The organism is Engelhardtia mirabilis (assembly GCF_007748095.1).
Taxonomy (GTDB): domain Bacteria; phylum Planctomycetota; class UBA1135; order UBA1135.
In genome coordinates, this window is record NZ_CP036287.1 from 3,865,856 (window position 1) to 3,888,277 (window position 22,422).

The following is a 22,422-nucleotide window of genomic DNA, read 5'->3' on the forward strand; positions in this document are numbered from 1 at the left end:
TCCGCAATGTGTCGTCAGCGCGCGGGAGACTGCCGCAGATCGCCGCTCGGACCCGCGGTGCTCGGTTCCCGGTGGCCGCTGAGGGCGAGCTCCTCGATGGCCTTGCGCAGGGCTTCGAAGTCGATCGGCTTGGCCAGGTGCCGATTCATCCCGACCTCGAAGCAGCGCTCCACGTCCTCGCGCAAGGCGTTGGCCGTGACCGCGAAGATCGGCGTGCTTTCGCTCCCGCGTTCGAGCTCGCGGATTCGCAGGGTCGCCTCCATGCCGTCCATGTGCGGCATCTGGATGTCCATCAGGATCAGGTCGAAGCGACCAGGGGCCCAGGCGCGCACGGCCTCGAGCCCGTCCTCGGCCACGACCACCTGATGACCCCAGCGCCGCAGGTGCAAGAGGGCCAACTTGCGGTTGACCGGATGGTCTTCGACCAAGAGCACCCGCCGCGGCCGACCCGAGACCGGCGCGGGCTCGCACTCGCGACCGAGTCCGGGGACCTGCTCCAGCCGCAGCAGGTGGTCGAGTTCGCGGGGCAACAGTGGCAGTCGGATCCTGGGCCGCTGGGCCAGCTCCGACGGCACCCCGAAGTTCCGCGAGGGGCCCACGACGAGCACCGTGTGCTCACGCACCTCCTCGGGCATCTGATCCAGACGCGTCGCCGCGAACTCGACATCGACCAAGACCGCGTCGCAGGCCGCGTTGGGCTCCCGAACGAGGTCGACCAGAGTCGCACCGGCTCGCAGCACGACGTCGGAACGGTGGGCGTAGGACGCCTCGTCGGCTGCGAGCACCGCAATGCGGCGGCCGCTCAACGCTCCAGCGGAGCTCTCGGAATCCAGCGCCGGGGCAATCGCCAGTCGCACGCGGAACACGCTGCCGTAGCCGAGCGCACTGGTGACCGAGATGTCGCCACCCATGGCCCTGGCCAGCTCTCGCGAGAGCGAGAGACCGACCCCCTTGCCGGCCTGGCGACGCACACTCGCCCCATCGACCTGGAAGTAGGCTCCGAAGACGTCACCGAGTTGCTCGTAGGGAATGCCGCAACCCGTATCACGGATGGCGATCTCGATCACTCGCTCGTCGTCGCCCGCACGGCGCACGTTGATGACGATTTCCCCCACGTCGGTGAACTTGATCGCGTTGCCGATCAAGTGGGTCAGGATTTGACCGAAGCGCAGGCGATCGCCGTGGACGATGCGAGGCAGGTCGGGAGCCAAGCTCGCCGTGAGGGCCAAGCCCTTCAGGTCGGCCTTGCGCGCCTCGCCGCGCAGGATCGTCCCCAGCCGCTCCTCGAGCTCGAAGGGCTCGTCGTCCAACTGCAGGTTGCCGGCTTCGATCTTGGACAGATCGATCAGGTCGTTGAGGCAGTGCAGCAGCGACTCGGCCGAGCCGCGGACCGTCCCGAGCAGGTCCGTGAGCTCGGGATCCGGAGAGCGCTCGAGCGCCAGGTCGACGCCCCCCAGGATCCCGGCCAACGGCGTGCGCACGTCGTGGCTCAGGTTCGCCAGGAACGCGCTGCGCACGTACAGAGCCTCCTCGGCGCGGTTCTTCTCCCGCAACAGGTCCTGCGACGACTGCGCCAGGTCGCGCACCAGCGTGCGACTCACGTGCACCGCGTCGCGCAGGCGCTGGCGGATGCGCTCGGCCGTGCGGGCCACGATCGCCACGTAGAGGAAAGCCACGTAGGTCGCCAGGATCTTGGCCCAGGCCAAGCGCCAGTCGATCATTCCCCCGTGGGCCAACTGGGACAGCTCCAGGGTCACAACCACGACGATCGGCGCGGCGTGCAGAGCGATCAGGCAGCGCCGCACGGACTGAAAGGACTGATCGATCGCCCGCACGAAGACCAACGGCACCAGCAGGCTGAGTTCGTCGCCGCCCAGGTGCACGATGTACGCGAAGAGCGGCACGTCGAGGATCAGGAACAGGTCCCCCAGGTGCAGGCTCCCCGTGCGCCCGAAGTAGCGGCGCAGGACCCACCAGGACGCGATCGAGTAGGGCCACGCCAGGAGCAGGAAGTCGAGTCCGGCCCGAGCCGCCGGGGCGTCCTCCACGAGCAGGTTGTGGACCGCCAGGAGCGCCGCGGCCACGGTCATGCCCATCAAGCGCAGGCGCGGAACCGTGTGGGCGTGGTAGCGCTGTTCGCGGACGCGCTTGGCCTGGGCGGCTTGCTCGAGATCCAGGTACAGCGTTCCCCGCCCCACCGCCTCCGACGTGGATTCGGAGGCGTACGAGATTTCGGTCGCGGAGTCGAGATTGGGAGCGGGAGACACCATGGCCTGGGAACCTCCTCAGGATCGGCGTCCCGAAGCCGCGGGCTCGGACGGGCCGCCGGGGGACTGTCGAATATCTCGGCTCCGGAACACCGATTCAGTGATCGGGAGTGCAAATCCCGAGCACCCCTTCTCTGGAGCTGCGGCGGCTCCGCCGTAGGCTCTGCGCCATGCAAGTCCACCGATCCCGCACCAGCGCCCTGGGTGTCTGTTCATGGTCCTTGCGCGCGGGCGCCGAGAGCGAGCTAGCGGCCGTGGTGGAGGCCGTCGGCGTCAGCCAAGTGCAGATGGCGCTCGATCCCCTGCGTCGCGGCGCCTGGTCCGCCGAGCGCTTGGTCGCTTCCCTGGAGTCGGTCGACGCCACTGTGCGCTCAGGGATGATGGGTACGGAGGGCGAGGACTATTCGACCCTGGAGACGATCCGGCGCACGGGCGGGTTGGTCCCCGATCAGCATTGGCCTGCGAACCTGGCGGCCGCCCGCGGCAACGCCCGGGTGGCGCGGGAGCTCGGCCTGGAACTGGTCAGTCTGCACGCGGGTTTCCTGCCCGAGAAGCGCGGCGACGCCCTGCGCGCCCGGGTCCTCGACCGTCTGCGGCAGGTCGCCGACGTGTTCGGCGAACAAGGCGTGCGCCTGGCCCTCGAGACCGGCCAGGAATCCGCCGCGACCCTGCTCGACGTCTTGGCGGAGCTCGACCATCCGGGGGTGGGCATCAACTTCGACCCCGCCAACATGCTGCTCTACGGCATGGGCGAGCCCGTGGCCGCCCTGCGCGCGCTCCTGCCCCACGTGCTGCAGGTCCACGTCAAGGACGCGAGGTCCTCGCAGGTTCCCGGCGATTGGGGTCAGGAGGTCCCCGTTGGCACGGGCGAGGTCGATTGGACCGCCTTCTTCGCGGTCCTCGCGGCCGCGGGCTTCGGTGGTGACCTGATGATCGAGCGCGAGGCCGGCGATGACAGGCCCGGCGACATGCGCCTGGCCGCGGACCTGGTGCGACGCCACTGGCCGGCCGCGCGAGCTTGAACCCATGACGACTCCCACCAAACGCCCGATTCGTACCGGGGTCATCGGCCTGGGCTTCATGGGTCGCACGCACCTGGCGGCCTACGCCTCAGCCCACGGCGCGGGCCATCCCAACGAGCTGGTCGCCGTGGCCGATCGGAACGCGGACCGCCGCGCCGGAAAGCTGTCCGGGGGCGGCAACATCGATACGGGAGCCGCTGACTTCGATCCGGCCCTCGTGCGCGCTTACGAGCTGCCCGGGTCGCTCCTGGACGACGAGTCGGTGGAGCTGGTCAGCATCTGCACCCCCACCGAGACCCACGTGGACCTGGCCATCGCGGCGCTCGCGGCCGGCAAGCACGTGCTGGTCGAGAAACCCCTGGCCCTGGCCAGTTCCGAGGTCGAGCGCCTGGTCGCAGCCGCCCGCGAGGCCGCGACCCTCTGCATGCCGGCCATGTGTATTCGCTTCTGGCCTGGCTGGTCGTGGTTGACCGAGCGGGTTCGCGACGGACGCTACGGCGCGCTGCTCGGGCTCGACATCCAGCGCCTCGGCTCACGACCGTCCTGGAGCCCCGGCTTCTACTCGGATCCCGCGCGCTCGGGCGGCGCCCTGTTCGACCTGCACGTGCACGACGTCGACTTCGTCGTGCAGTTGCTCGGCCGGCCCGTGGGTGTTGCGGCCAGCGGTGGCTACGACCACGTCTCGGCCCTCTACCGCTTCGCGCCTGGCGCGGACGGCCGCCCCGCGCCCCGCGTCGCGATCGGCGGGGGTTGGGACCAACCGCCGGGCTTCCCCTTCGAGATGTCCTTCCGCGCCGTGTTCGAAGGCGCGACCGCGGAGTACAGCCTGCGCGAAGCGGCCCCCTTGCGCGTCTTCATCGAGGATCGCGCCGAGCCGATCGAACTCGCGCCGCACACGGGCTACGAGCTGCAGGTGCGCGCGCTGCTGGACGCCATCGCCGGCGGCGCCGAGCGTCCGCCGGTGCAAGTCGCCGAGGCCCTCGAGGTCGCCCGCGTGCTCGAGCAACTGACAGCGGAACTCGGGCTGGATGCGCCCGGCGCGAGCTGAGTCCCGCCAGTCCCGATGAGCGGCTACCGCCCGTCCCGATGAGCGACCACCGCCCGTCCCGATGAGCGACCGAAGCGTGTCGGTGCCGGCATGGAAGTGATCACCTCGAGCGCGATCACGGCGTTGATCTCGGCGTTGATCTCGTTGTGCACGAACACGGCCACGACCGCTGGGGAGTTGCTTTCCATACCCGTCCGCGACGGTCTCTCCCCCTGATGCAAGGGGCCGTCGCGTGGTCATCAACGCAGCACCCGCGACTCCCGTTCACCCCACGAACGGATTTTCGGGCTGCCCCCCATCTCTTCCTCGACCGCGCCGTCAGGGCGGCGGGGATCCGAGCGACGCGCCGGCCGAGCGGCCGCGCTCCGGCGACATCGCCCGGCGCGCGGCCCGGACCGACTCAACTCCCGAGGGCCAAGGGCGTCGCGTTGGAAGCGAAGTCGACCCCGAAAATGGAGGGTTGGATCGTGATGAAGGCGTGGTGGAGCACCAGGCCGCTCAGGCTACCGTCGGTGCCGGCGGGGACCGTGACCGAGGCTGATCCCCGTCCGCAGGGGTCGAGGACGCCGATGGTCGTCGCGTGGATGCCCGGGCTGCCGCCGTTGGCCATCAGCAGCGTGTAGGCGTCGAGCGCGAGCGGCACCGTGACGCCGTCGAGGACAAGCCCCGGAGTCGTTCCCGTCGCGCTTCCGAGCACGAGGTAGATCGAGGCGGCTCGATCGCTGCCCGCGTCGAGGTCCAGTGCCTGCTTGCCCCCGCCAGCCAGGGAGAGCGCGTCGACGTCGGTCTCGAGGGGCTCTCGATCGGTCTGAAAGTCCAACAGGACCACGTCGAGGGAGCAACTCGGCGCGGAGGCCGAGAAGCGGACCGTGGCCCCGTGCAGGTCGATCCCGTCGAGGGCTGCTGCATCCCATTCGAACGCGTGCTCGTCGCCGATCGAATCGAGTTGGGTGACGACGCTCGCCGAGATCGCGACCGGTTGACCATTGCCAGAGGTTCCCAGCAGCGTGACCGAGGAGGTATCGATCGGGCTCGCTGCGGTCTTGACCTGCAACAGGGCCGTCGCAACCACGTCTTCCGCGGGCAACGAGATCTCGATCGTCGTCGCGCTGGCGAAGCTGTAGATGTTGCCGGTCGACGTGAGGATGGCCGAGGGATCTGTCTGCAGCAGCAGGGTCGCGGCGCAACTGCCGGGCAGGTCGGCAAAATTCGGCAGGAGCGCCGCCGACGTGAAGACGTCGTACCCGTCATAACGGGCGCCCGGCTGACCGCGATAGCTCGGGCTCAGTTGGTTGGTGAAGTCCCCGACCCCGGCGAGGGCAACCGGGGCGATCAGGGGGCAGATGACGACGAGCCCGAGAAAGGCGCGGTACGAGGAGCTTTGCATGGTGCGGTGGATCAGGTCAGGGGAGGAGATGAAGTGAGACCGGCGCACCGACGGCGGTGATTCCGAAGTGCACGGGATCGAAGGCCAGGCTGGCCTCGTTCACGAACAAGCCCGCGAGGGCCGGATCACTGTCGGGAGCGAGCGACAAGGTCGCCCGCGCTTCCCCGAGCGCGTCCGCGATCTGGAGCGGCTGACCGATCGGCGCCGAGCCGGCGAGGCTGGCGAGGGTCAAGGCGTCGACCTCGAGCGGCAGGTTCAGGCCGTCGAGCTGCAACCCCGGCGCGCTGCCCGAAACGCCGACCAGGAAGAGCGTCGGCGCGTTGGGCGGCAGACCGCGCGCGACGAGGTCCTGCACGCCGCCCTCGACGAGAGAGAGGCTCTCCGGGCAACCCGACAAGGATTCGAGCACCGTGGAGAGCTGCAAGTCGTAGACACGACCGGCCTGTAGACCACCGAAGCCCGCGCCCGCGGACTGCTCCGCCGCGCCGACCACGAGCTCGGTTCCCTGCGCGTCGATCGCCGAGCCGAAGCCAGGTCGTTCGGCGATGCTCGGCGCGCCCAGATGAGCGCTCGCCAGCCAGCCGCCCGCGTAGCGATCAAACACATCGACTCCACCCTCGAGCAGGCTCGAGCCGGAGTGGCGCGGGCGGCCGACGAAACAGCGCTCGCCGGCGATCGCGACCGCGGAGCCCAGAGCGTCGCCCGGCGCGTGGTCGGGGACCGCCAACTCCGCGAGCGCCGAGTCCGGGTCTCCCAGGTCGATCCACCAGGCCGAGCCGGCTGCGGCGCCCACGGGACTGTTGCCCGCGGCTCCAACCAGCAGGTCGAGCCCGCTCACATCGACCGCGGAGCCGAAGTAGCTGCCCGCGATGGCCGCGGGACCGTGGATCGTCCGCTCGACGACCGCGGCACCCGACGGGTCGAACAGGTAGACGAGAACGGCGCCGTTGAAGGGAACCGCTTGACCGGTCCCCGGAGCTCCCGCCACGAGTCGCACGCCGTCGGTGGCCAGCGAGGACCCCAGGCGATTGGGACCCGGCGGGAGCCCTGAACCACCGAGCTTGGCCGTGAGTACCGGGACTCCGCCGACGATCGAGAATCCGTACAACGCCCCGTCGTCAGTCCCGACGAAGGAGTGACTCGGCGCCCCGGCGTAGATCGTTTCACCGACGATCGCGACCGCGCTCCCGAGGCGATCGCCCGCGAGGGCGTCGGGCGCCGTGACGGTCGCCACCAGAGGCCAGGCGCCGCCCTGACGCTCGAAGACCAGCACAGCGCCTTGGTCGACGGCCGTGCCGTCGAAGCCGGGAACCCCGATGGCCACCCGCTCGCCCTCGATCGCGACGGCCGAGCCCAGGTCGTCGATGGGCTGCCCCGTCGGCAGTTCCAGCGTGGCCTCCTCGACCCACTGACCGGCGATCCGAGCGAAGACCGTGGCCGTCCCCTCGAGGCCGCTCAGCGAACCGGGCAGGTCGGCCCGCGGTGCTCCCACGACCAATAGCTCGCCGTCCAGGGCCAAGGCGGCTCCGAACCGGTCCGCACCATCGGTGGTGATTCCCTGCAACTCGAGCAGGCCGCACTGCGCCCTGGCGGACCCGGCGGCGAGGGCCAGCAGCGCCGCAGCGGTGAGGATCTCGGGCAGCAAGCGGGTCAACGGACGGGTCGGGGCGGATCGGTCGTCGTTGGTCGAAGTCATGGATGGACGCCGCTGAGGGCTGGTTCCTGCGCTGGGCGCAGGCTCAGCCCGCGCCACTCGGCGGCCGAGCCTAGACGCCAATTGAGATTGGATCTCAACAATTCCAGTAGCTTCTGAGACGCAGTCTCATAATTTCCGGGTCGTCGACCCGCCCGAAGACAACGACCGATCACCGACCGCGGGCCGCCCACGGCCCAACCCGAACCCCGAGAGCCATGCCGTTCCTGCCCGCCCTCGCCCTGTGTACGACCGTCGCCCTTGCCGCCGACGACCCGGTCTCCAACGACCCGGTCTCCAACGACCCGGTCGCCAACGGCCCGGTCGCCAACGGCCACCAAGCCTCCACGACCCTACGTCGCGGTCGACTGAGCGCTCAGTTGCCGCGCGGCGTCACCAGCTTCGGCGCGGCCACGATCGGCAACCAGCTGTTCGTGCTGGGCGGATACTTCGGCACACCGCACGACTACCACGTCGAGTCCCAGTCGGACGTCTTCTTGCGACTGGACGGGGCCAGCGGAGCTCTCCGGCTCCTGCCCGGCATCGGACCGATCCAAGGCACCGCGCTGGTCGCCGCGGGGACCGACCTGATCCAGGTTGGCGGCACGCGGATCCTCAACCGCCGGGATCAGGCCCAGGACCTGCGCTCGACCGATGAATGCCGGGCCTTCGACACGCTCACTTCAACTTGGCGCGACCTGCCGCCCCTGCCCGAACCGCGCTCCTCCCATGACGCCGTCGCCGTCGGCCGAACCGTCTACGTCGTGGGCGGCTGGCACCTGGGCGAGGGTGGGACCGAGGACTGGGCCACGACGGGCCTGCGACTCGACCTCGACGCCGAACAGCCGGCGTGGTCGGAGTTCGCGCAGCCCTTTCGATCGCGGGGCCTGGCCCTGGCCAGCAACGGCGACGAGCTACTGGCCATCGAGGGCATGTCCGATCTCGGCGACGTGGACGGCCGAAGCTGGATCTTCGACCTCGACGGCGAGAGCTGGTCGGAGATCGAACCCTTCCCGGGATTCTCCTTCGGTGCCTCCGCCGTCGGCGGCGCGACGGGGTTCCTGGCTTCTGGGCGCGACGGCGTCCTGCGAAGGCTCGACGCCGACTCGGCGCGCTGGATCGACGAAGGAAGGCTGTGGTTTCCGCGCTTCTTCCACCGACTGGTGACGGAGCGAGGCACCGGTGACTTGCTCGTCGTCGGCGGCATCGGCAGCGGCGGCCGCCCCACCGCGATCGAGAGGTTGAGCCAAGCCCAGGACGGACCGCCCCTGCTGACCCTGGATGTCGCCTCTCCCATGGCCGCGCGCAGCCGCCAGGCCGTGGCCGTTGTTCGCGGCGACCTGATCCTGGTGGGCGGCAACAACGGCACCGAGCAGCACGACTTCGCCTCGGAGCGCTTCGAAGCCGAGAGCTGGCGGTTCGATCCGAGCGAGGGAACCTGGCTGCGACTCGCGGACGCGCCGGCCCCCCGTCAGAGTTCTGAGCTCGTGCAACTCGATCGCGGCACCCTGGCGTTGATCGGCGGCTTCGCCCCCGATGCGGGGCCTGCACGCAGTCGCGCCGAGGTTTGGACCTTCCGCAGCTCCACGGATCGCTGGATCGACGCCTCGCCGGCACTGCCCGAACCCCGCACGCAGTTCGGGATCGCGCAGGTGGCCGACCGACTGCTGATCGCCGGCGGCATGGACTACGACGCGCAGCGGGTCGAGCCGTTCGGTCTGCCCCTCGCGCTGCTCGAAGCCGACCTGTCTGCGGACTCGCTCGAGTTCGTGCGTCGGTCGGAATCACTGCCCGAACCGCGCCGCGCCCACGCCTGCGCCAGCCTCGGCGGCGAGCTCTACCTGGTGGGTGGCATGGGGCCGAACTTCGCGCCTGTGGACGTCTGCCGCGCCTTCGATCCCCAGGCGGGTACCTGGCGGGAGGTCGCTGCACCCGTCGCGGCCCGTATCGGCGCCAGCCTGGTCCGGATCGGCGAGCGACTGGTCCTGGTGGGCGGCAACGTTGCCGGTGGAGGCGGGCGCGCCACCTCGATCGAGGTCTACGATCCCGCGCGGGATCGGTGGACGACCCTGGCCGCCGAACTGCCCTACCGCCAGGGACACGTCCATGCCGTGGCGTTCGGTCACGAACTCCTCGTCGCCACGACACAGGAGGTCGAGGGGCGACTCCTGTATGCACTGATCGACGTCGATCGAGTCGCCGCGCCCGTTGCTCAGGTCGAAGCGAGCAGCGCGATCGAAGGGCTCTGATCCCGGCGCGGCCTGGAGCGCATTGGGAGTTCGCTTCCCGCCGAGTTCGACTCGGCGGGAAGCGCCGACCACGCATCTCGAGTCGCATTTCGAGTCGCATTTCGAGTCGCATTTCGAGTCGCAGCAAGAGTCGCAGCGCGAGTCGCAGCGCGAGTCGCAGCGCGAGTCGCAGCGCGAGTCGCAGCGCGGTGGCGCACGCGGCCCCGCCGACTCTCAGCGCCCCAGCACGTCGTCCATGCGTGCGAGGATCTCCGCCAGGCGCGCGGCGTCGCCGCCGCCCACCTCGGCCGAGGCCCAGTGCTCGCCGCCGATGCCCCACTCGACGCTGTCCAGGGCCGCCATGGTGGTCTCCCAACCCACGTCGCCCGCGCCGATGGCGCAGTCGAAGCCGGCCCAGATGCCCTCGCTGTTCTGCTTGGCGCGGCTGTAGTCCTTGATGTCGATCTTCTTGATGCGCGCACCCAGGGCGTGGACCCAGTGGTCGGGCCAGGCCGAGCGCACCAGGTTGCCCAGGTCCAGGTACCAACCCACGTGGCGGCTCTCGAAGCCGTCCACGTAGCGCGCCGCTTCGAGGGGACTGAGCAGGAAGTTGTTCCAGACGTTCTCGAAGGCGATCGTGACGCCCAGCTCCTTGGCCAGGGGCACGACCCGCTCGATCTCCGCCACCGAGCGCTCGTAGGCTTGGTCGTAGCGAATCTGCGCGTTGACCACGGCCGGCACCAGCAGCACCGTCGACGCGCCGAAGGCCTTGGCGTCGTGCAGGGCCGTCTCCAGGCCCTTGCGACCGGCGGCGCGCACCGCGCGGTCGGCGTCGCCCAGGGTCTTGGTCCAGTGCACCGAGTCGACCACGCCGGGCACGCGCAGACCCGTGGCCTCGATCGCGGCCAGGACCTGGTCGCGGTCCAGGTCGGAAGGGCTGTCGAGCTCGACGCCGTCGTAGCCCAGGTCGCGCAGGATCTGGAACTTCTCGCCGATCGTCTCGCCGACGCCGACCATGCCGATCTTGCACGAGCGCTTGATGCCGCGCAGCCGGCCGCGGTTCTCCGCCGCCAGGCGCGCGGCGAGCCCACCCAGGGCACCGGGCCCATCCTGGCCCGCGGCAGCCGCTCCGCCCAGGGCCAGCGCGCCCAGCCCCAGCCCGAGCACCTCCCGTCGGTTGATGACGGACATCAGGCGAACTCGTACTTGCCGGCCTCGGGGTCGTCGCCGGCGGCGAGGTCGCCCCACTCGATCACGCCGCTCTCCATGCCGGGGGGGCCCAGGCGCTTGGTGCTGGCCAAGAGCTCGTCCCAGGTGATCGCGCGGCCCGAGTAGGCCGCCTCGCGGCCCATGATCGCCAACAGGTTGCTGGTGGTCATCCAGTCACCGTCGTTCATGGGCGTGCCGGCGCGGATCGACGCGAAGAGCTCGTCGTGCTCCTGCTGGTACATGTCGTTGCCCTCGCCCTCGTACTCCCAGCGCCAGTTCCCGGGACCGACGATCTCGTGGTACGGGGTCCAGTTCTCGATCGTCGCGCGCCCGGCGCTGCCGTAGAGGAAGTCGTTGTTCTCGCCGTAGCTGTTCGGCCACTGGCGCGCGAGCATGAACGCGCGCCTGCCGCCGGAGTACTCGTAGACCACGCCGAAGTGGTCGAAGGTGTTGCCCTTCTGGGGACCGCTGCGGGTCTGGCAGCCGCCGATGGCAATCGCGCGCTCGGGCGGCTCGTCGCCGAAGGCCCAGGACTGCTTGTCGATCGAGTGGATCGCCTGCTCGACGATGTGGTCGCCCGACAGCCACGAGAAGTGGTGCCAGTTGCGCAGCTGCCACTCCGTGTCGCTCCAACCCTCCTCGCGGTTGCGGTTACCGAGCACGCCCGTGTAGTAGTTCGTGTACATGGCCTGCACGTCGCCGATCGCGCCGGCGTGGATGCGCTCGAAGGTCGCGCGGTGCATCGCGTTGTAGCGCCAACAGAAGCCGGACACGAGCGACAGGCCCTTGGTCCGCGCGACCTCGCAGGCGGCGCGCACCTGGTGAATGCCGGGCACGTCCACGGCCATGGGCTTCTCGCAGAACACGTGCACGCCGCGCTCCACGGCGTAGGTCAGGTGCGCGGGCCGGAAGGCCGGCACGGACGTCAGCAGGACCACGTCCACGCCGGAGTCGATCACCTGCTTGAAGGCCTCGAAGCCCACGAAGCGCCGCTCGGGCGCCACGTCCATGCGCGCGGCGTGGCCCTCCTCGGCCAGGGCCGTCTCGAGGTAGCTGCGGCTGCCCTCGAGGCGGTCCTCGAAGGCGTCGCCCATGGCCCACAGCACGACGCTGCCGTCCTCGGCGTGCAGGGCTTGCCAGGCCGCGCCGGTGCCCCGCCCGCCGCAACCGATCAGGCCGATCTTGAGCGTCGGCAGGTCCGCAGGCTGCTCGGCCGTCGCGCCCTGCTCCTGGGCCCGGGCCAAGCCGCCCAGGGCCAGGGGCGTGGCGAGCGCCGCCGCGCCCTTGAGCAGGGAACGCCGCGACGGACCGTAGACCGCCCAACCGGGTTCACGCAGGTGCTCGGGGTTCGCGCCGTGGGGATGCAGGGGGTCGCTCATGGGCGGGAGGTTCCGGTGGAGTCCTGGGGGGTGTCAGTGGGAGTCTGCGCGTCGCTCGCAGGGTCGTCCGCCGGGGGCGGCGACTCGCACACGACGCGAAATCCGGCGAAGGGACCGTCGGCCAACCACCACACGCTCTTGGGCAGGTTGGGGTCGCTGCGGTTCCAGGCCGAAGTCGGGGTCTTGGCGGCCATCACCGCCAGGTCGGCAGCGCGGTCGAGGTAGGCGCCGCCCATCAACTGTCCGGCGCCGTCCTCGGTCTCGACCCACTCGGCCACGTTGCCGTGGACGTCGTAGAGGCCGAAGCCGTTGGGCGCCAGGCCCGCCACCGGATGGGTCTTGCGGCGGGCGTTGTCCTTGAACCAGGCCACGGCCTCGAGGCCCTCGGCCGAGGAGCCGTGGTGCCAGGGACCGCGCGCACCGCCCAGGGCCGCGTGGGTCCACTCGCCGGCGGTGGGCAAGCGCCACTTGCGGCCGGTGTGGAGCGTCAGCCACTCGCAGAAGCCCCGCGCCGCCCGCAGGGAGACCGACCCCACCGGGTAGCCGTCGTGGCCGAAGCCGCGGTCCGCGGTGATGTAGGGCTTGGTCGGCCGGGACATGGCGTCCACGCCTTCGGGCAGCTCCGCCTCGAGCTGCTCGAAGACGAAGGCGTCGAACATGTCCCAGGTGACCTCGGTGGCGGAGATCCAGAAGGCGGGCTCCTCGCCCCGGGCCTCACCGGCCGGAGCAGGATTCGCGATCGGCACCATGGCGAGGTCCACGGTCGTGCCCGGTATCCTCGTCGCGAAGCCGCCCCCGGCGCCGTCCATCGGCGCCTGTCCAGCGATGGCAACACCCAGGAGCCCCATGCCCACCAACCCGATCGACCCCGCGACCAACCGACGAAACGCCCGCCAGGGCCACAGAACGGGGCGAGTCGACAGTGTCGAGGGCGGCATGGATAGGGCGATCGCGTTGGGGCGAGCGGTTCTGACGGGCCTGGTGGCGCTGGCGGCGACCGGGTCGGTCGCGTGTAGCTCGGCGGCCCAGGTCGAAGCCGTGGATCGGACCGTCGGAGCGGGTCAGTTGGAGCAGTTCGAGTATAGGCGCCTGGCCATGGGCTGCGAGGCGCGGCTGTTGCTGTGGTCGGCGAGCGAGGGTCAGGCCCGGGCCGCCGCCCGAGCGGCCTTCGCACGCCTGACCGAGCTGGACCGCAGCCTGTCGGACTACAAGCCGACCGGACCGGTGGCCGAGGTCGCGGCAGGGGCCGGCGCCGCGGTCGCCACCGACGAGACGCTGATCGCCTGCCTGATCGCCTCCACGAGCGTGGCCGCGGCCTCACAGGGCGCCTTCGATCCCACGGCCGCGCCGGTGACCCACCTGTGGCGCGAAGCTCGCCACACGGACACGCTTCCCACCGCCGCTGACGTCGACGCGGCCGCCGCACTCGTCGACTGGACCCGCCTGGCCATCGACCCCGAGGCCGGCACGGTCGCACTCGCAAGCCCGGGCATGAGCCTCGACCTCGGTGGCGTGGCGAAGGGCTTCGCAGCCGAGGAGTTGCTCGAGGTCCTGACCGAACTGGGCCACCCCCGGGCCCTGGTCGACCTCGGCGGCGATCTGGCCCTGGGGGACGCGCCCCCCGAGCGCGCGGGCTGGCGCGTCCTGGCCGGGGTCGGTGAGGGCGCGCGAGTGCTCGAGCTGACCCAAGCTTGCGTGGCCACCTCCGGCGCCACCGAACAGTTCATCGAGGCCGACGGCCGCCACCTCTCGCACATCGTCGACCCGCGCAGCGGATGGCCGGTGACCCACGGCCGGATCGTGACCGCCGTGGTCCAGCGCGCCGCCGGTCGTCCTGCCGGCGCTTGGTCCGACGCCCTGGCCTCGGCCGCCAGCGTGCTCTCGGTTCCCGCGGCCGAGCGGCTGGTCGCCGGGTTCGAAGGCGCGATGCTCGCCGTCCAGCACGAGGGCACCCGCCCCCTGTTCGACGGCGAGTCCCTGGCCGGTTGGACCACCACCGGCGGGCGCTATGACGGGGAGGCCCAGTGGACCGTCGAGGACGGCGAGTTGGTGGGGCGCACGGGCGCTGGCGGCGAGGGCGGGCTGATCTACACCGACGAGCTGTTCACCGCCTGCGAGCTCGAGCTCGACGTGAAGCTCGAGTACCCCTACGACTCCGGCATCTTCCTGCGCATGCTACCGCCGGACACGGGGCTCAAGGGCGCCCAGGTGACCCTCGATCACCGGCCCGGCGGGGAGATCGCGGGGATCTACGCCGACGGTTGGTTGGAGCACAATCCCGAGGCCGAAGCGCACTTCAAAAAGGACGAGTGGAACCACGTGCGCGTTCGCACCACCGGCTTCGACTTCCGCATCGAAGTCTGGCTGAACGGCACCAAGGTCACCGACTACCGCTTGCCCGAGGGCACGCCGGGCTACGCGCCCCACGGGCGCATCGGCCTACAGGTGCATCCGGCGGACGCCGACGCGGCCTCGCGCTCGGTGCGCTTCCGCGACATCCGCGTGCGCTCGCTGCCGATCTTCGGCGAGGAGCTGTTCGAGGAGAACCCCAAGGCGGCCGCAGGCGTTCTGCGCCCCAAGGCGCCTGCGGCCAGCGACGGTGAATCCTCGGACGCTGGCGCCTGGCGCGACCTGCTGGCCAAGGGTCTCGACGGCCTGATGACCCGCGGCGACGGCGAGGGCTACACCGTCGAGCGCGGCGTGCTCTCGATCCCCAGCGACGGCGGCGGGGAGATTGGCACCGTCGACGACTTCCGGGACTTCCGCCTGACGGCCGAGTTCAACATCGCGCGCATGGCCAACTCCGGCCTCTACCTGCGCGCCTCGCGCGAGCCCGGCAACTCCTCCTACTCGGGCGCCGAGGTGCAGATCCTCGACGACTACAACTGGGAGACCGAGACCAACTCGACCCTGGTGGACTACCAGTTCACCGGTGGCCTCTACGGGGCCGTCGCGCCGCCGCCGCTGGAGCTGAAGGGCTACCGACCCCACGGCGAGTGGAATCGCTACGAGGTGCTCTACCGCGGCAGCCGCCTGGCCGTGGCCTTGAACGGGTTGGCCCTCTACGACGTCGACACCCTCGCCCTGGAGGTCGAGCCGCCCTTCGCGCAGCGCGCCGAGTCCGGCTTCATCGGCTTCCAGCGCTATCCCGCCGACACGGTCGAGGACCAGGCCGCGATCCGCGTGCGCAACTTCTTCGTGCAGCCGCTGCGCTGAGCGGGTATCCGCGGGAGGTAGGCTCCCGATCCACCATGACCGACTACCTCACGATCGACTGGCGCGGGCGAGACCGCGGCCGCCTGGAGCGCATGCGGTCCCTGTTCCTGGCGCGCAGTGAGGACGGCGAGCCGGCCGCCACCGGCGACTACTGGCTGACGGACCGCGACCTCGAGCTGTACGACGCCACCTACGGCGCGCGCATCGGTTGGAAGTGGGACAGCGTCCTGGCGGAGGCGCTCGCGGCCGGACTCGGCGCGGGGAGCGCTGCCGGCGAGGCTTGGAACGTGGTCGACTGGGGCTGCGGCACCGGTATCGCGGCGCGCCGCGCCTTCGCGGCGGGCTTGATTCCGGGCGGCGCGCGGGTGTTCATGGACGACCGCTCGAGCCCCGCACGCAGCTTCGCCGCCGGGCGCCTGCGCGAGGCGTCCGCCGAGCTCGACGTGCGCACGGGTTCGCCCCCCCCGGGCGCCGCGATCGACTTGGCTTTGATCAGCCACGTGTTGAGCGAGCTCGACACGCACGGCCTGGACCAGCTCCAGGCCCTGGCCCGCCGCGCCGCGCGCGTGGTCTGGGTCGAGCCCGGGGCGCGCTCGATCGCGCGCGGACTGTCCGAGGTGCGCGAGGGTCTCCTGGCAACCCACCTTCCCCTGGCCCCCTGCCCTCACTCCGGAGCCTGCGGAACCCTGGCCCCCGGCAACGAGGACCAGTGGTGCCACCACTTCCCGGAGCCGCCCCAGGAAGCCTTCATCGAGGGCTTCTGGGCGCGCTTCGGCCAAGAGCTCGAGATCGACCGGCGCAGCTTGGCAACGAGTTTCCTGGTGCTGATGCGCCGCGACCTGGCACCCGAGCACGACGACGATCCGACCCGCGCACGGATCCTCGGCCGGCCGCGGATCGAGAAGGGCAAGGCCACGGCCGACGTGTGCGACGCGAGTGGCGTGACGCGCTGCGAGCTGTGGAAGCGCGACGCGCCGCGGGTCTGGCGCACCTGGAAGAAGGCCAGTCGCGCGACCCTCGACTACCGCTTCGAGCGCGAGGGCACGCGCATCCGGCGGGTGCTCTCGGGTCCCGGGGTCGACGGTTCGACCGACACGGCCGACGAGGAGTAGGGACCACCATGGCCGAGTCCACGATCGCCATCCGCCCCATCGCAGCCACGGACGACGCCGCCGTGGCCGGGGTGATCCGCGCGGTCATGCCCGAGTTCGGAGCGTCCGGCGACGGCTTCGCGATGACCGATGCCGAGGTCGACACCATGTCGGTCGCCTACGGGGCCGAGCGCTGCTGCTACTTCGTGGTCGAGCTCGACGGTCGCGTGGCCGGGGGCGCCGGCGTCGCGCCCCTGGTGGGCGCGGACGGGACCGTCTGCGAGCTGCGCAAGATGTACTTCCTGCCCGAGCTGCGCGGGCGCGGCGTCGGCCGCGAGCTGCTGGCCCGCTGCCTCGAGGCGGCGCGGGAGATGGGCTTCGCGCGCTGCTACATCGAGACCTTGACGGGCATGGACGCGGCCCAACGCCTGTACCGCGCGGCGGGCTTCGAGCTCCTCGCCGGGCCACTCGGCAACACGGGCCACCACGGCTGCGACCTGCACCTGGCGCTCGAGCTGTGAGCCCCCTGCGACCGGACTGGACCGAGATCCTCGAGGGCTACGCGCCATCCGAGCCCGAGCCCCCGGCCGCGCCGGACCAGGCGGCGGTGGCCGCGGTGCTGCGCGACGGGACGGACTGGCCGGAGGTGCTCTTGATGCGCCGCGCCGAGCGCGAGGGCGATCGCTGGTCGGGTCAGATCTCCCTGCCCGGCGGCAAGGCCGAGGAGCTCGATGCGGACCTCGCGGCCACCGCCGTGCGCGAGACCCGGGAGGAGCTTGGCGTCGACCTGGCCGCGGGCGCTCGGCTCCTGTGCCGGATGCCGACGATCCAGGCCCGCGCCCGCGGCGGACCGGTGCCCCTGCGGGTCACGCCCTTCGCCTTTCGAGCGGCGGACCTGGGCGAGGTGATCCTCGGGGACGAGGCTTCCGAGGCCTTCTGGATGCCCCTGGGTCCCCTGGCCGCGGGCGAGTTGGACCACCGCTTCCACTACGAGGACGGCGAGCGCTCGCTCTTCTTGCCCGCCTGGAACTGGGAGCGCCGGGTGGTCTGGGGTCTGACTCACCGCATGTTGAGCGCGATGGTGGATCTGATTCGCAGCCCCGGGCCCTGAAGCGAGTCCGACGCGGCGAATGCCGCAATGTCGGAGCCCGGGATCCGAACAACCACCCACGAAACGGACCCACCTGCCGCCAGTCCCGAGACCTGCGAGGATCCCCATGAAAGTCCTGACCCCCTTCGCCTTGTTGGCCGTCGCCACGGGCTCCGCCGCGGACTCCCCGCGCTTCGCCGCCGCCCAGGACCTCACGGTCGAGAAGACTCTCAGCTCGAGGGTGGAGCTCGAACTGGTGGACGGGGTGATGCGGGCGGGAGGCAGCGACGACCCGGTCCCGGACGGCTTCGAGCTCAAGATCGTGCATACCCGCTCGTTGGAGGTCACGGACCTCTACGCGACCGTTGGCGAGGACGGGCTCCGGCGGATCGAGCGCACCTACGACGAGATCACCGGCGGCTTCGACGCGGACGTGGTCGAGGACGGCGACCCCGAGGACGAGGTCCGCGAGACCTTCGCGAGCGACTTGGCCGGCGAAGGCGTGGCCTGGACCTGGAACAGCGACGAGGAGGCCTGGGTCGCCACCTCACTCGACGAGGACGACCCCTTGGACGCGGACCTGCTCGACGCCCTGCACTTCGACTACGACGGCTTGGCCCTGCTGCCGGACCGGGAGGTCGGCGTGGGCGACACTTGGATCATCGACGCGCCACAGCTGGCGTCGATCCTGGGTCTGGGCGCCGACCTCGAGTTGGAGGCCCAGGGCAACGACTTGGCCGACGACATCGTGCCCGCCGTGATGTGCGCCACGCCGGCCCAGGCCACGGACACCCTCTCCGGTGAGGTCGTCGCGACCTACGTGGAACTCGTGGAGGATGGCGGACGGTTCGCGCGCATCGTGCTCTCCGGCGAAGTCACCGCGAGCGGCGACGCGAGCGAACAGATGCTGCGCTACAACGACCAGCTGGACGCCGACGAGTCCCTGCAAGAGGCGCGCATCACCACTTCGATCGACCTCGAGGGTGAGCTGCTCTGGGACCTGGCTTCCGGACACATCCGATCGCTGACGCTCGAGGGCCCCATGGACCTGACCCTAGAGGCCGAGGCCGAGGAGCGGGGCATGACGATGGAGTTGGAACTCGAGTTCGAGGGCCACGGTTCCTGGTCCTGCACCGTCGAGTAGGCCGGCGATCGACGCGGGCACCCGATCGGGCCAGGTGGGCCGCCGACGCTCAGCCGCGCATCCAAGCCGCGGCCAGGGCGTCGGCGTACTCGTTCCAGCGGTGGCCGGTGTGGGCTTCGATCCACTGCAGCTTGACCTTCGGGCGCTCCTGCACGAGGGCCCACAACTCCTGGACCAGATCCAGGTTGGCGATCGGGCCGCCCTTGCGCTTCCAGCCTCGCGCGGCCCAGCCCGGGGCCCACTGGTTCACGGTCTGGACGCACAGGTTGCTGTCGCTGAAGACGTTCACCGGCCGATCGTCGGGCAGCATCCGGAAGGCCTCGACCAGGGCCTTGAGCTCCATGCGGTTGTTGGTCGTGTCGGGCTCATGGCCGTTGAGCTCCCCCACGACCTGGCCGCCTTCGACCCAAACCACGCCCCAGCCACCGGGGCCGGGATTGGGCGTGCAGGACCCGTCGGTGAAGACGCCATCCTGACCGGGGTCCGCATACTGCAGCAGCACTTCCGCGGTGGTGAGCCGCGGCCCCTCGTCCATGGTCTTGACTCGGGTGCGGCGCGCGGCGCCCCCTGATCGAGCACCGCCCGAGCGCGCGCCTGCGGAACCGCCCTTGGGGGCTCCACTCTTCTTCGGCGAATGCTCGCGACAGTACTTGGGCTGCCAGCCCGGGTACTTGTCGAGGGCCGTTTGGGGCACCTCGAACGCGGCTCCACAGACCTTGCAGCTGAAGCTCGTCACCCGGGGGAATCTAACTCTGGCGACGAGGCCGTCCTAGTGTCCTGGATCAGGAGTTCGGGAGGCTGCGTACACTCGCGGCATGTCTGAGAACTTCGCGATCGTGACCGGGACCTCCCGCGGTCTGGGACTGGCCGTGGCCGGCGAGCTGCTGAGCCGCGGATGGACCGTGCTGGGCGTCGCTCGCAGCGCAGCCCCGTCGCAGCTCGCCGGCGCCGAGGGTTACTCCCACGCGGCTGTGGACCTCGCGGACTCCGCCGCCGTCGAAGCTGTCCTCGGACCGGTCACCGAGTCGAGCAGTCTCGCCGGACACGGCCGCATCGCCCTGGTGAACAACGCCGGCCTGCTCGACATCGCGCCGATCCACAAGCTCGACCTGGCCGCGACCGGGCGCAGCCTGGCCGTCAACGCCGCCGTGCCCGCCTGGCTCGCCGGACGCGTTCTAGCGGGCGCTGCGACGAGCGCACGGGTCCGCATCGTCGACGTCTCGAGCGGCGCGGCCACCTCCGCCTACCCGGGTTGGGGTGCCTACTGCGCGAGCAAGGCCGCCCTGCGGATGTTCGGCCAGGTCCTCGCGCTGGAGCACGAGGAGCTCGACGAACACCGCGGCCTCGACGTGGGCCTCGTCTCCTACTCCCCGGGCGTCGTCGACACGACGATGCAGGGCCAGATCCGCACCGCGGCCCTGGAGGACTTCCCCCGACGCGCGCGCTTCGAGGCCCTGCACGCGGACGGGGAATTGGTGGACGCTGCCCTGCCGGCGCGTGAGATCGCCGAGCTGCTCGAGGCCGATCGGCCGCCCCTGTGGCAGGAGCGCCGCTTCGGCGCCTGAGGCGAACCGGCCAACCGCCGGGCTCAGCGCAGGCTGACTCGGCAGATGACCGGCTCGCGGCCCTGCCCCAAGGTCAAGTGCTCGACCCGTCGATCGAGGACCAGCAGGCCGTCGCCCACCAGCACGTGGTCCACCGCGAGCTCGAGCCCCGGCAGGAAGCGATCGTCGCTCCACGAGGTCTTGCGCCCGAAGCCCATGCGTGAGTCGGTCAGCTCACCCAGCGACAGCAGCCGCTGGTAGGCGGGGGCATAGAGCGTCGCGTTGAGCTTGGCGAGCACGACCGTGTTCGGCGATCGGGCCGCGCGGGTCCCGAGCAGCTCCACCAGCTCGGCGCGCTGGTCCACCCCTTGCTCGCTGAGCGGACGCGGCATGCGCGCCGCCAGGACCGTGACCGGTGTACCCGCCAGGTCGACCTCGAGCTCGAACAGTCGACCCAACTCACCCGCCGAGTAGCCGCTGGTGGGCAGGCGCGACAGGAACACGTTGCCGCGGGTGTCCGCGGTCCAGTCCGCCTCCGCAGGCCAGACATGGCGGTCGATGAAGCCATGGGCCTCGAGCTCGCCGAGCTGCCCCAGGGCCAGCTGATCGACCTGGGTCAAGAACAGCAGGTCGGGTCGCTGCTCCGCGGCCATGTCCTCGGCTTCGATCCAGTCCAGGAAGGGCCGCTGATCCTCGGCGCCGGCCTCGAGGGTCACCATGGCGACCGTCAGCGGCTGACCGGCGGCGGCCACCGTGCCCCGTGGGACCGAGAGCGCCAGCTCGGGACCCAGATGGAAGAACCCCAGGGCCAGCAGCAGCAGGGACGGCACCCAGTTCTGCAGGACCGACGCCACCCCGCCCAGGGCGATGCAGGCCCAGCCCAGGTGCCAGCGGTAGTCCGCCGCCGCCTCGCCGCTCCAGTGCAGGCTCCCGGAGCGTGTCCAAAGGGTGACCACGATGACGACGATGGTCACCGCCCAGGTCAGCGGGCGCCGGGCCCGCGCGGTGGCGCGGCGCAATTGGGATTCGGTCTGGGCCAAGGGGAGTGGAGCGGTTGTCGCGGCCTTCGGGGAGCTGAGGCCGCGGCCCTGCGACTCTAACCGGCGCGAGCCCCGGCCGGGTGCCAGAGTCCCGACCCCGCGCAGCGCACGTCGCCCACAGGACCGCCGCCGCGGCGACTAGCCTCGATCGAAGACCGACCGCGCCGCCCGATAGGTGCCCTCGTGGGCCGCCAGGGTCGGCTCGAGGGGATCGGCGTAGCCGCCGCCGAGGGTCGCGACCACGGCGGCACCCTCCGCACGACAGCGTTCGAAGACCAGCGCGTCCCGCGCGGCCAGGCCGTCGAGGGTCAAGGCCAGTCGTCCCAGCCGGTCCTCCGCCAGCGGGTCCACGCCGGCTTGATAGAGCACGAGTTGCGGTCGCGCCCCGTCGAACACGCGATCGAGGGCGGCTTCGACCAGCTCCAGGTACTCCTGGTCGCCCGTACCGTCGGCCAGGCCCAGGTCCAGGTCGCTCGTCTGCTTGCGGCTCGGGAAGTTGCGCGCGCCGTGGACCGAGAGGGTGAACACGCGCTCGTCGCCCGCGCACAGGGTCGCGGTGCCGTCGCCCTGGTGGACGTCAAGGTCCACCACCGCCACGCGCTCCACCGCCCGCTCGTCGAGCAGCGTGCGGGCCGTCACCGCCAGGTCGTTGAACACGCAGTAGCCCGAACCGAAGTCGCGGTGGGCATGGTGCGTGCCCCCCGCCAGGTTGCCGGCGAAGCCCTCGTCGAGGGCTACCCGCGCCGCGGCCAGGGTCCCGCCGACGCTGCCCAGGGTTCGATCCACGAGCGCGGGCGACCAGGGGAAGCCGATGCGCCGCACCGCCTCGCGCGAGAGGTTGCCGGCGATGAAGGCCCGCACGTAGGCCGGGTCGTGCACCGCGCCGATGCGATCGAGGGGCGCCGCCGGGGCGCGGACGAGCTCACTCGCGCGCAGCACCCCGGCTTCGACCAACCGCTCCCGCAAGCGGCGGTACTTCGACATGGGGAACCGATGCCCAGCGGGCAGGGGCACCTCGAGGTGGTCTGTGCTGAAGACGCGCACGGGAAGGGCGGGGCGCTGGG

At 71.0% G+C, this 22,422-nt stretch carries 19 protein-coding genes; 9 read left to right on the plus strand and 10 right to left on the minus strand.

The genetic code is table 11. From position 1 onward, the window contains the following. Window positions 1-14: 14 nt before the first annotated feature. On the minus strand, window positions 15-2,270 hold the full coding sequence (locus Pla133_RS14340; RefSeq protein ID WP_145066390.1) for a response regulator: 2,256 nt from the start codon (window positions 2,268-2,270) through the stop codon (window positions 15-17). A 167-nt stretch (window positions 2,271-2,437) separates the two neighbouring features. Here Pla133_RS14340 and Pla133_RS14345 point away from each other — a divergent pair, with 167 nt between their 5' ends. Further along, window positions 2,438-3,289, plus strand: coding sequence for a sugar phosphate isomerase/epimerase family protein (locus tag Pla133_RS14345; protein ID WP_145066392.1), 852 nt, complete (start codon window positions 2,438-2,440; stop codon window positions 3,287-3,289). 4 nt (window positions 3,290-3,293) lie between these two features. Continuing rightward, window positions 3,294-4,337, plus strand: a complete 1,044-nt coding sequence (locus Pla133_RS14350; protein ID WP_419191539.1) for a Gfo/Idh/MocA family protein — start codon at window positions 3,294-3,296, stop codon at window positions 4,335-4,337. A 23-nt stretch (window positions 4,338-4,360) separates the two neighbouring features. On the opposite strand, the gene Pla133_RS26310 is transcribed toward Pla133_RS14350, so the two are convergent. From Pla133_RS26310 to Pla133_RS14360, 3 genes are all read right to left on the minus strand, one after another. Then, a complete protein-coding gene (locus Pla133_RS26310) occupies window positions 4,361-4,525 on the minus strand; it encodes a hypothetical protein (protein WP_419191540.1) in 165 nt (54 codons plus the stop codon). A 212-nt stretch (window positions 4,526-4,737) separates the two neighbouring features. Further along, complete coding sequence (locus tag Pla133_RS14355) at window positions 4,738-5,724, minus strand: hypothetical protein (RefSeq protein WP_145066396.1); 987 nt, start codon at window positions 5,722-5,724, stop codon at window positions 4,738-4,740. 16 nt (window positions 5,725-5,740) lie between these two features. After that, complete coding sequence (locus Pla133_RS14360) at window positions 5,741-7,420, minus strand: hypothetical protein (RefSeq protein ID WP_145066398.1); 1,680 nt, start codon at window positions 7,418-7,420, stop codon at window positions 5,741-5,743. 215 nt (window positions 7,421-7,635) lie between these two features. Here Pla133_RS14360 and Pla133_RS14365 point away from each other — a divergent pair, with 215 nt between their 5' ends. Further along, window positions 7,636-9,666 (plus strand): Kelch repeat-containing protein, encoded by a 2,031-nt coding sequence (locus Pla133_RS14365; protein WP_145066400.1) that lies wholly within the window; start codon window positions 7,636-7,638, stop codon window positions 9,664-9,666. A gap of 213 nt (window positions 9,667-9,879) precedes the next feature. Here Pla133_RS14365 and Pla133_RS14370 read toward each other — a convergent pair whose 3' ends face one another. The 3 genes from Pla133_RS14370 to Pla133_RS14380 are packed head-to-tail and all read right to left on the minus strand — an operon-like array spanning window position 9,880 to window position 13,171. Beyond that, window positions 9,880-10,836 (minus strand): sugar phosphate isomerase/epimerase family protein, encoded by a 957-nt coding sequence (locus Pla133_RS14370; protein WP_419191541.1) that lies wholly within the window; start codon window positions 10,834-10,836, stop codon window positions 9,880-9,882. Then, window positions 10,836-12,233, minus strand: coding sequence for a Gfo/Idh/MocA family protein (locus Pla133_RS14375; RefSeq protein WP_145066402.1), 1,398 nt, complete (start codon window positions 12,231-12,233; stop codon window positions 10,836-10,838). Before Pla133_RS14375 ends, Pla133_RS14370 begins: the two co-directional genes overlap by 1 nt. Then, window positions 12,230-13,171: a formylglycine-generating enzyme family protein gene (locus tag Pla133_RS14380; protein WP_145066404.1), complete on the minus strand. Its 942-nt coding sequence runs from the start codon at window positions 13,169-13,171 to the stop codon at window positions 12,230-12,232. Before Pla133_RS14380 ends, Pla133_RS14375 begins: the two co-directional genes overlap by 4 nt. Between Pla133_RS14380 and Pla133_RS14385 the strand changes: the two genes are divergently transcribed. The 5 genes from Pla133_RS14385 to Pla133_RS14405 all read left to right on the plus strand — a co-directional run bounded on the left by Pla133_RS14385 (window position 13,170) and on the right by Pla133_RS14405 (window position 18,774). Then, window positions 13,170-15,449: a 3-keto-alpha-glucoside-1,2-lyase-like domain-containing protein gene (locus Pla133_RS14385; RefSeq protein ID WP_419195393.1), complete on the plus strand. Its 2,280-nt coding sequence runs from the start codon at window positions 13,170-13,172 to the stop codon at window positions 15,447-15,449. The genes Pla133_RS14380 and Pla133_RS14385 overlap by 2 nt on opposite strands. 35 nt (window positions 15,450-15,484) lie before the next feature. Beyond that, window positions 15,485-16,561 (plus strand): small ribosomal subunit Rsm22 family protein, encoded by a 1,077-nt coding sequence (locus Pla133_RS14390; RefSeq protein ID WP_145066408.1) that lies wholly within the window; start codon window positions 15,485-15,487, stop codon window positions 16,559-16,561. 8 nt (window positions 16,562-16,569) lie between these two features. Then, a complete protein-coding gene (locus Pla133_RS14395) occupies window positions 16,570-17,061 on the plus strand; it encodes a GNAT family N-acetyltransferase (RefSeq protein ID WP_145066409.1) in 492 nt (163 codons plus the stop codon). Next, window positions 17,058-17,651 carry an NUDIX hydrolase gene (locus Pla133_RS14400; RefSeq protein ID WP_419191544.1) on the plus strand — a complete coding sequence of 198 codons (594 nt, stop codon included), beginning with the start codon at window positions 17,058-17,060 and terminating at the stop codon, window positions 17,649-17,651. The genes Pla133_RS14395 and Pla133_RS14400 overlap by 4 nt, the downstream gene beginning before the upstream one ends. A gap of 106 nt (window positions 17,652-17,757) precedes the next feature. Next, window positions 17,758-18,774 (plus strand): hypothetical protein, encoded by a 1,017-nt coding sequence (locus tag Pla133_RS14405; RefSeq protein ID WP_145066413.1) that lies wholly within the window; start codon window positions 17,758-17,760, stop codon window positions 18,772-18,774. Window positions 18,775-18,823: 49 nt separating this feature from the next. Here the strand turns inward: Pla133_RS14405 and Pla133_RS14410 are convergent, their stop codons facing one another. Next, window positions 18,824-19,510 carry a ribonuclease H family protein gene (locus Pla133_RS14410; RefSeq protein ID WP_419191545.1) on the minus strand — a complete coding sequence of 229 codons (687 nt, stop codon included), beginning with the start codon at window positions 19,508-19,510 and terminating at the stop codon, window positions 18,824-18,826. 79 nt (window positions 19,511-19,589) lie between these two features. On the opposite strand from Pla133_RS14410, the gene Pla133_RS14415 reads away from it, so the two are divergent. Beyond that, window positions 19,590-20,339, plus strand: coding sequence for an SDR family NAD(P)-dependent oxidoreductase (locus tag Pla133_RS14415; protein WP_145066415.1), 750 nt, complete (start codon window positions 19,590-19,592; stop codon window positions 20,337-20,339). A gap of 23 nt (window positions 20,340-20,362) precedes the next feature. Here Pla133_RS14415 and Pla133_RS14420 read toward each other — a convergent pair whose 3' ends face one another. After that, window positions 20,363-21,358, minus strand: coding sequence for an endonuclease/exonuclease/phosphatase family protein (locus Pla133_RS14420; protein ID WP_145066417.1), 996 nt, complete (start codon window positions 21,356-21,358; stop codon window positions 20,363-20,365). Between the two features lie 138 nt (window positions 21,359-21,496). Further along, window positions 21,497-22,402, minus strand: coding sequence for a histone deacetylase family protein (locus Pla133_RS14425; protein WP_145066419.1), 906 nt, complete (start codon window positions 22,400-22,402; stop codon window positions 21,497-21,499). Between the last annotated feature and the right edge of the window lie 20 nt (window positions 22,403-22,422).

Bases quoted from the DNA above. Each gene is read 5' to 3' on its own strand.
- Pla133_RS14405 (WP_145066413.1), top strand. From the start codon at position 17,758: ATGAAAGTCCTGACCCCCTTCGCCTTGTTGGCCGTCGCCACGGGCTCC.
- Pla133_RS14375 (WP_145066402.1), bottom strand. From the start codon at position 12,233: ATGAGCGACCCCCTGCATCCCCACGGCGCGAACCCCGAGCACCTGCGT.
- Pla133_RS14415 (WP_145066415.1), top strand. From the start codon at position 19,590: ATGTCTGAGAACTTCGCGATCGTGACCGGGACCTCCCGCGGTCTGGGA.
- Pla133_RS14360 (WP_145066398.1), bottom strand. From the start codon at position 7,420: ATGACTTCGACCAACGACGACCGATCCGCCCCGACCCGTCCGTTGACC.
- Pla133_RS14345 (WP_145066392.1), top strand. From the start codon at position 2,438: ATGCAAGTCCACCGATCCCGCACCAGCGCCCTGGGTGTCTGTTCATGG.
- Pla133_RS14340 (WP_145066390.1), bottom strand. From the start codon at position 2,270: ATGGTGTCTCCCGCTCCCAATCTCGACTCCGCGACCGAAATCTCGTAC.
- Pla133_RS14350 (WP_419191539.1), top strand. From the start codon at position 3,294: ATGACGACTCCCACCAAACGCCCGATTCGTACCGGGGTCATCGGCCTG.
- Pla133_RS26310 (WP_419191540.1), bottom strand. From the start codon at position 4,525: ATGGAAAGCAACTCCCCAGCGGTCGTGGCCGTGTTCGTGCACAACGAG.
- Pla133_RS14385 (WP_419195393.1), top strand. From the start codon at position 13,170: ATGGATAGGGCGATCGCGTTGGGGCGAGCGGTTCTGACGGGCCTGGTG.
- Pla133_RS14380 (WP_145066404.1), bottom strand. From the start codon at position 13,171: ATGCCGCCCTCGACACTGTCGACTCGCCCCGTTCTGTGGCCCTGGCGG.
- Pla133_RS14355 (WP_145066396.1), bottom strand. From the start codon at position 5,724: ATGCAAAGCTCCTCGTACCGCGCCTTTCTCGGGCTCGTCGTCATCTGC.
- Pla133_RS14365 (WP_145066400.1), top strand. From the start codon at position 7,636: ATGCCGTTCCTGCCCGCCCTCGCCCTGTGTACGACCGTCGCCCTTGCC.
- Pla133_RS14395 (WP_145066409.1), top strand. From the start codon at position 16,570: ATGGCCGAGTCCACGATCGCCATCCGCCCCATCGCAGCCACGGACGAC.
- Pla133_RS14370 (WP_419191541.1), bottom strand. From the start codon at position 10,836: ATGTCCGTCATCAACCGACGGGAGGTGCTCGGGCTGGGGCTGGGCGCG.
- Pla133_RS14390 (WP_145066408.1), top strand. From the start codon at position 15,485: ATGACCGACTACCTCACGATCGACTGGCGCGGGCGAGACCGCGGCCGC.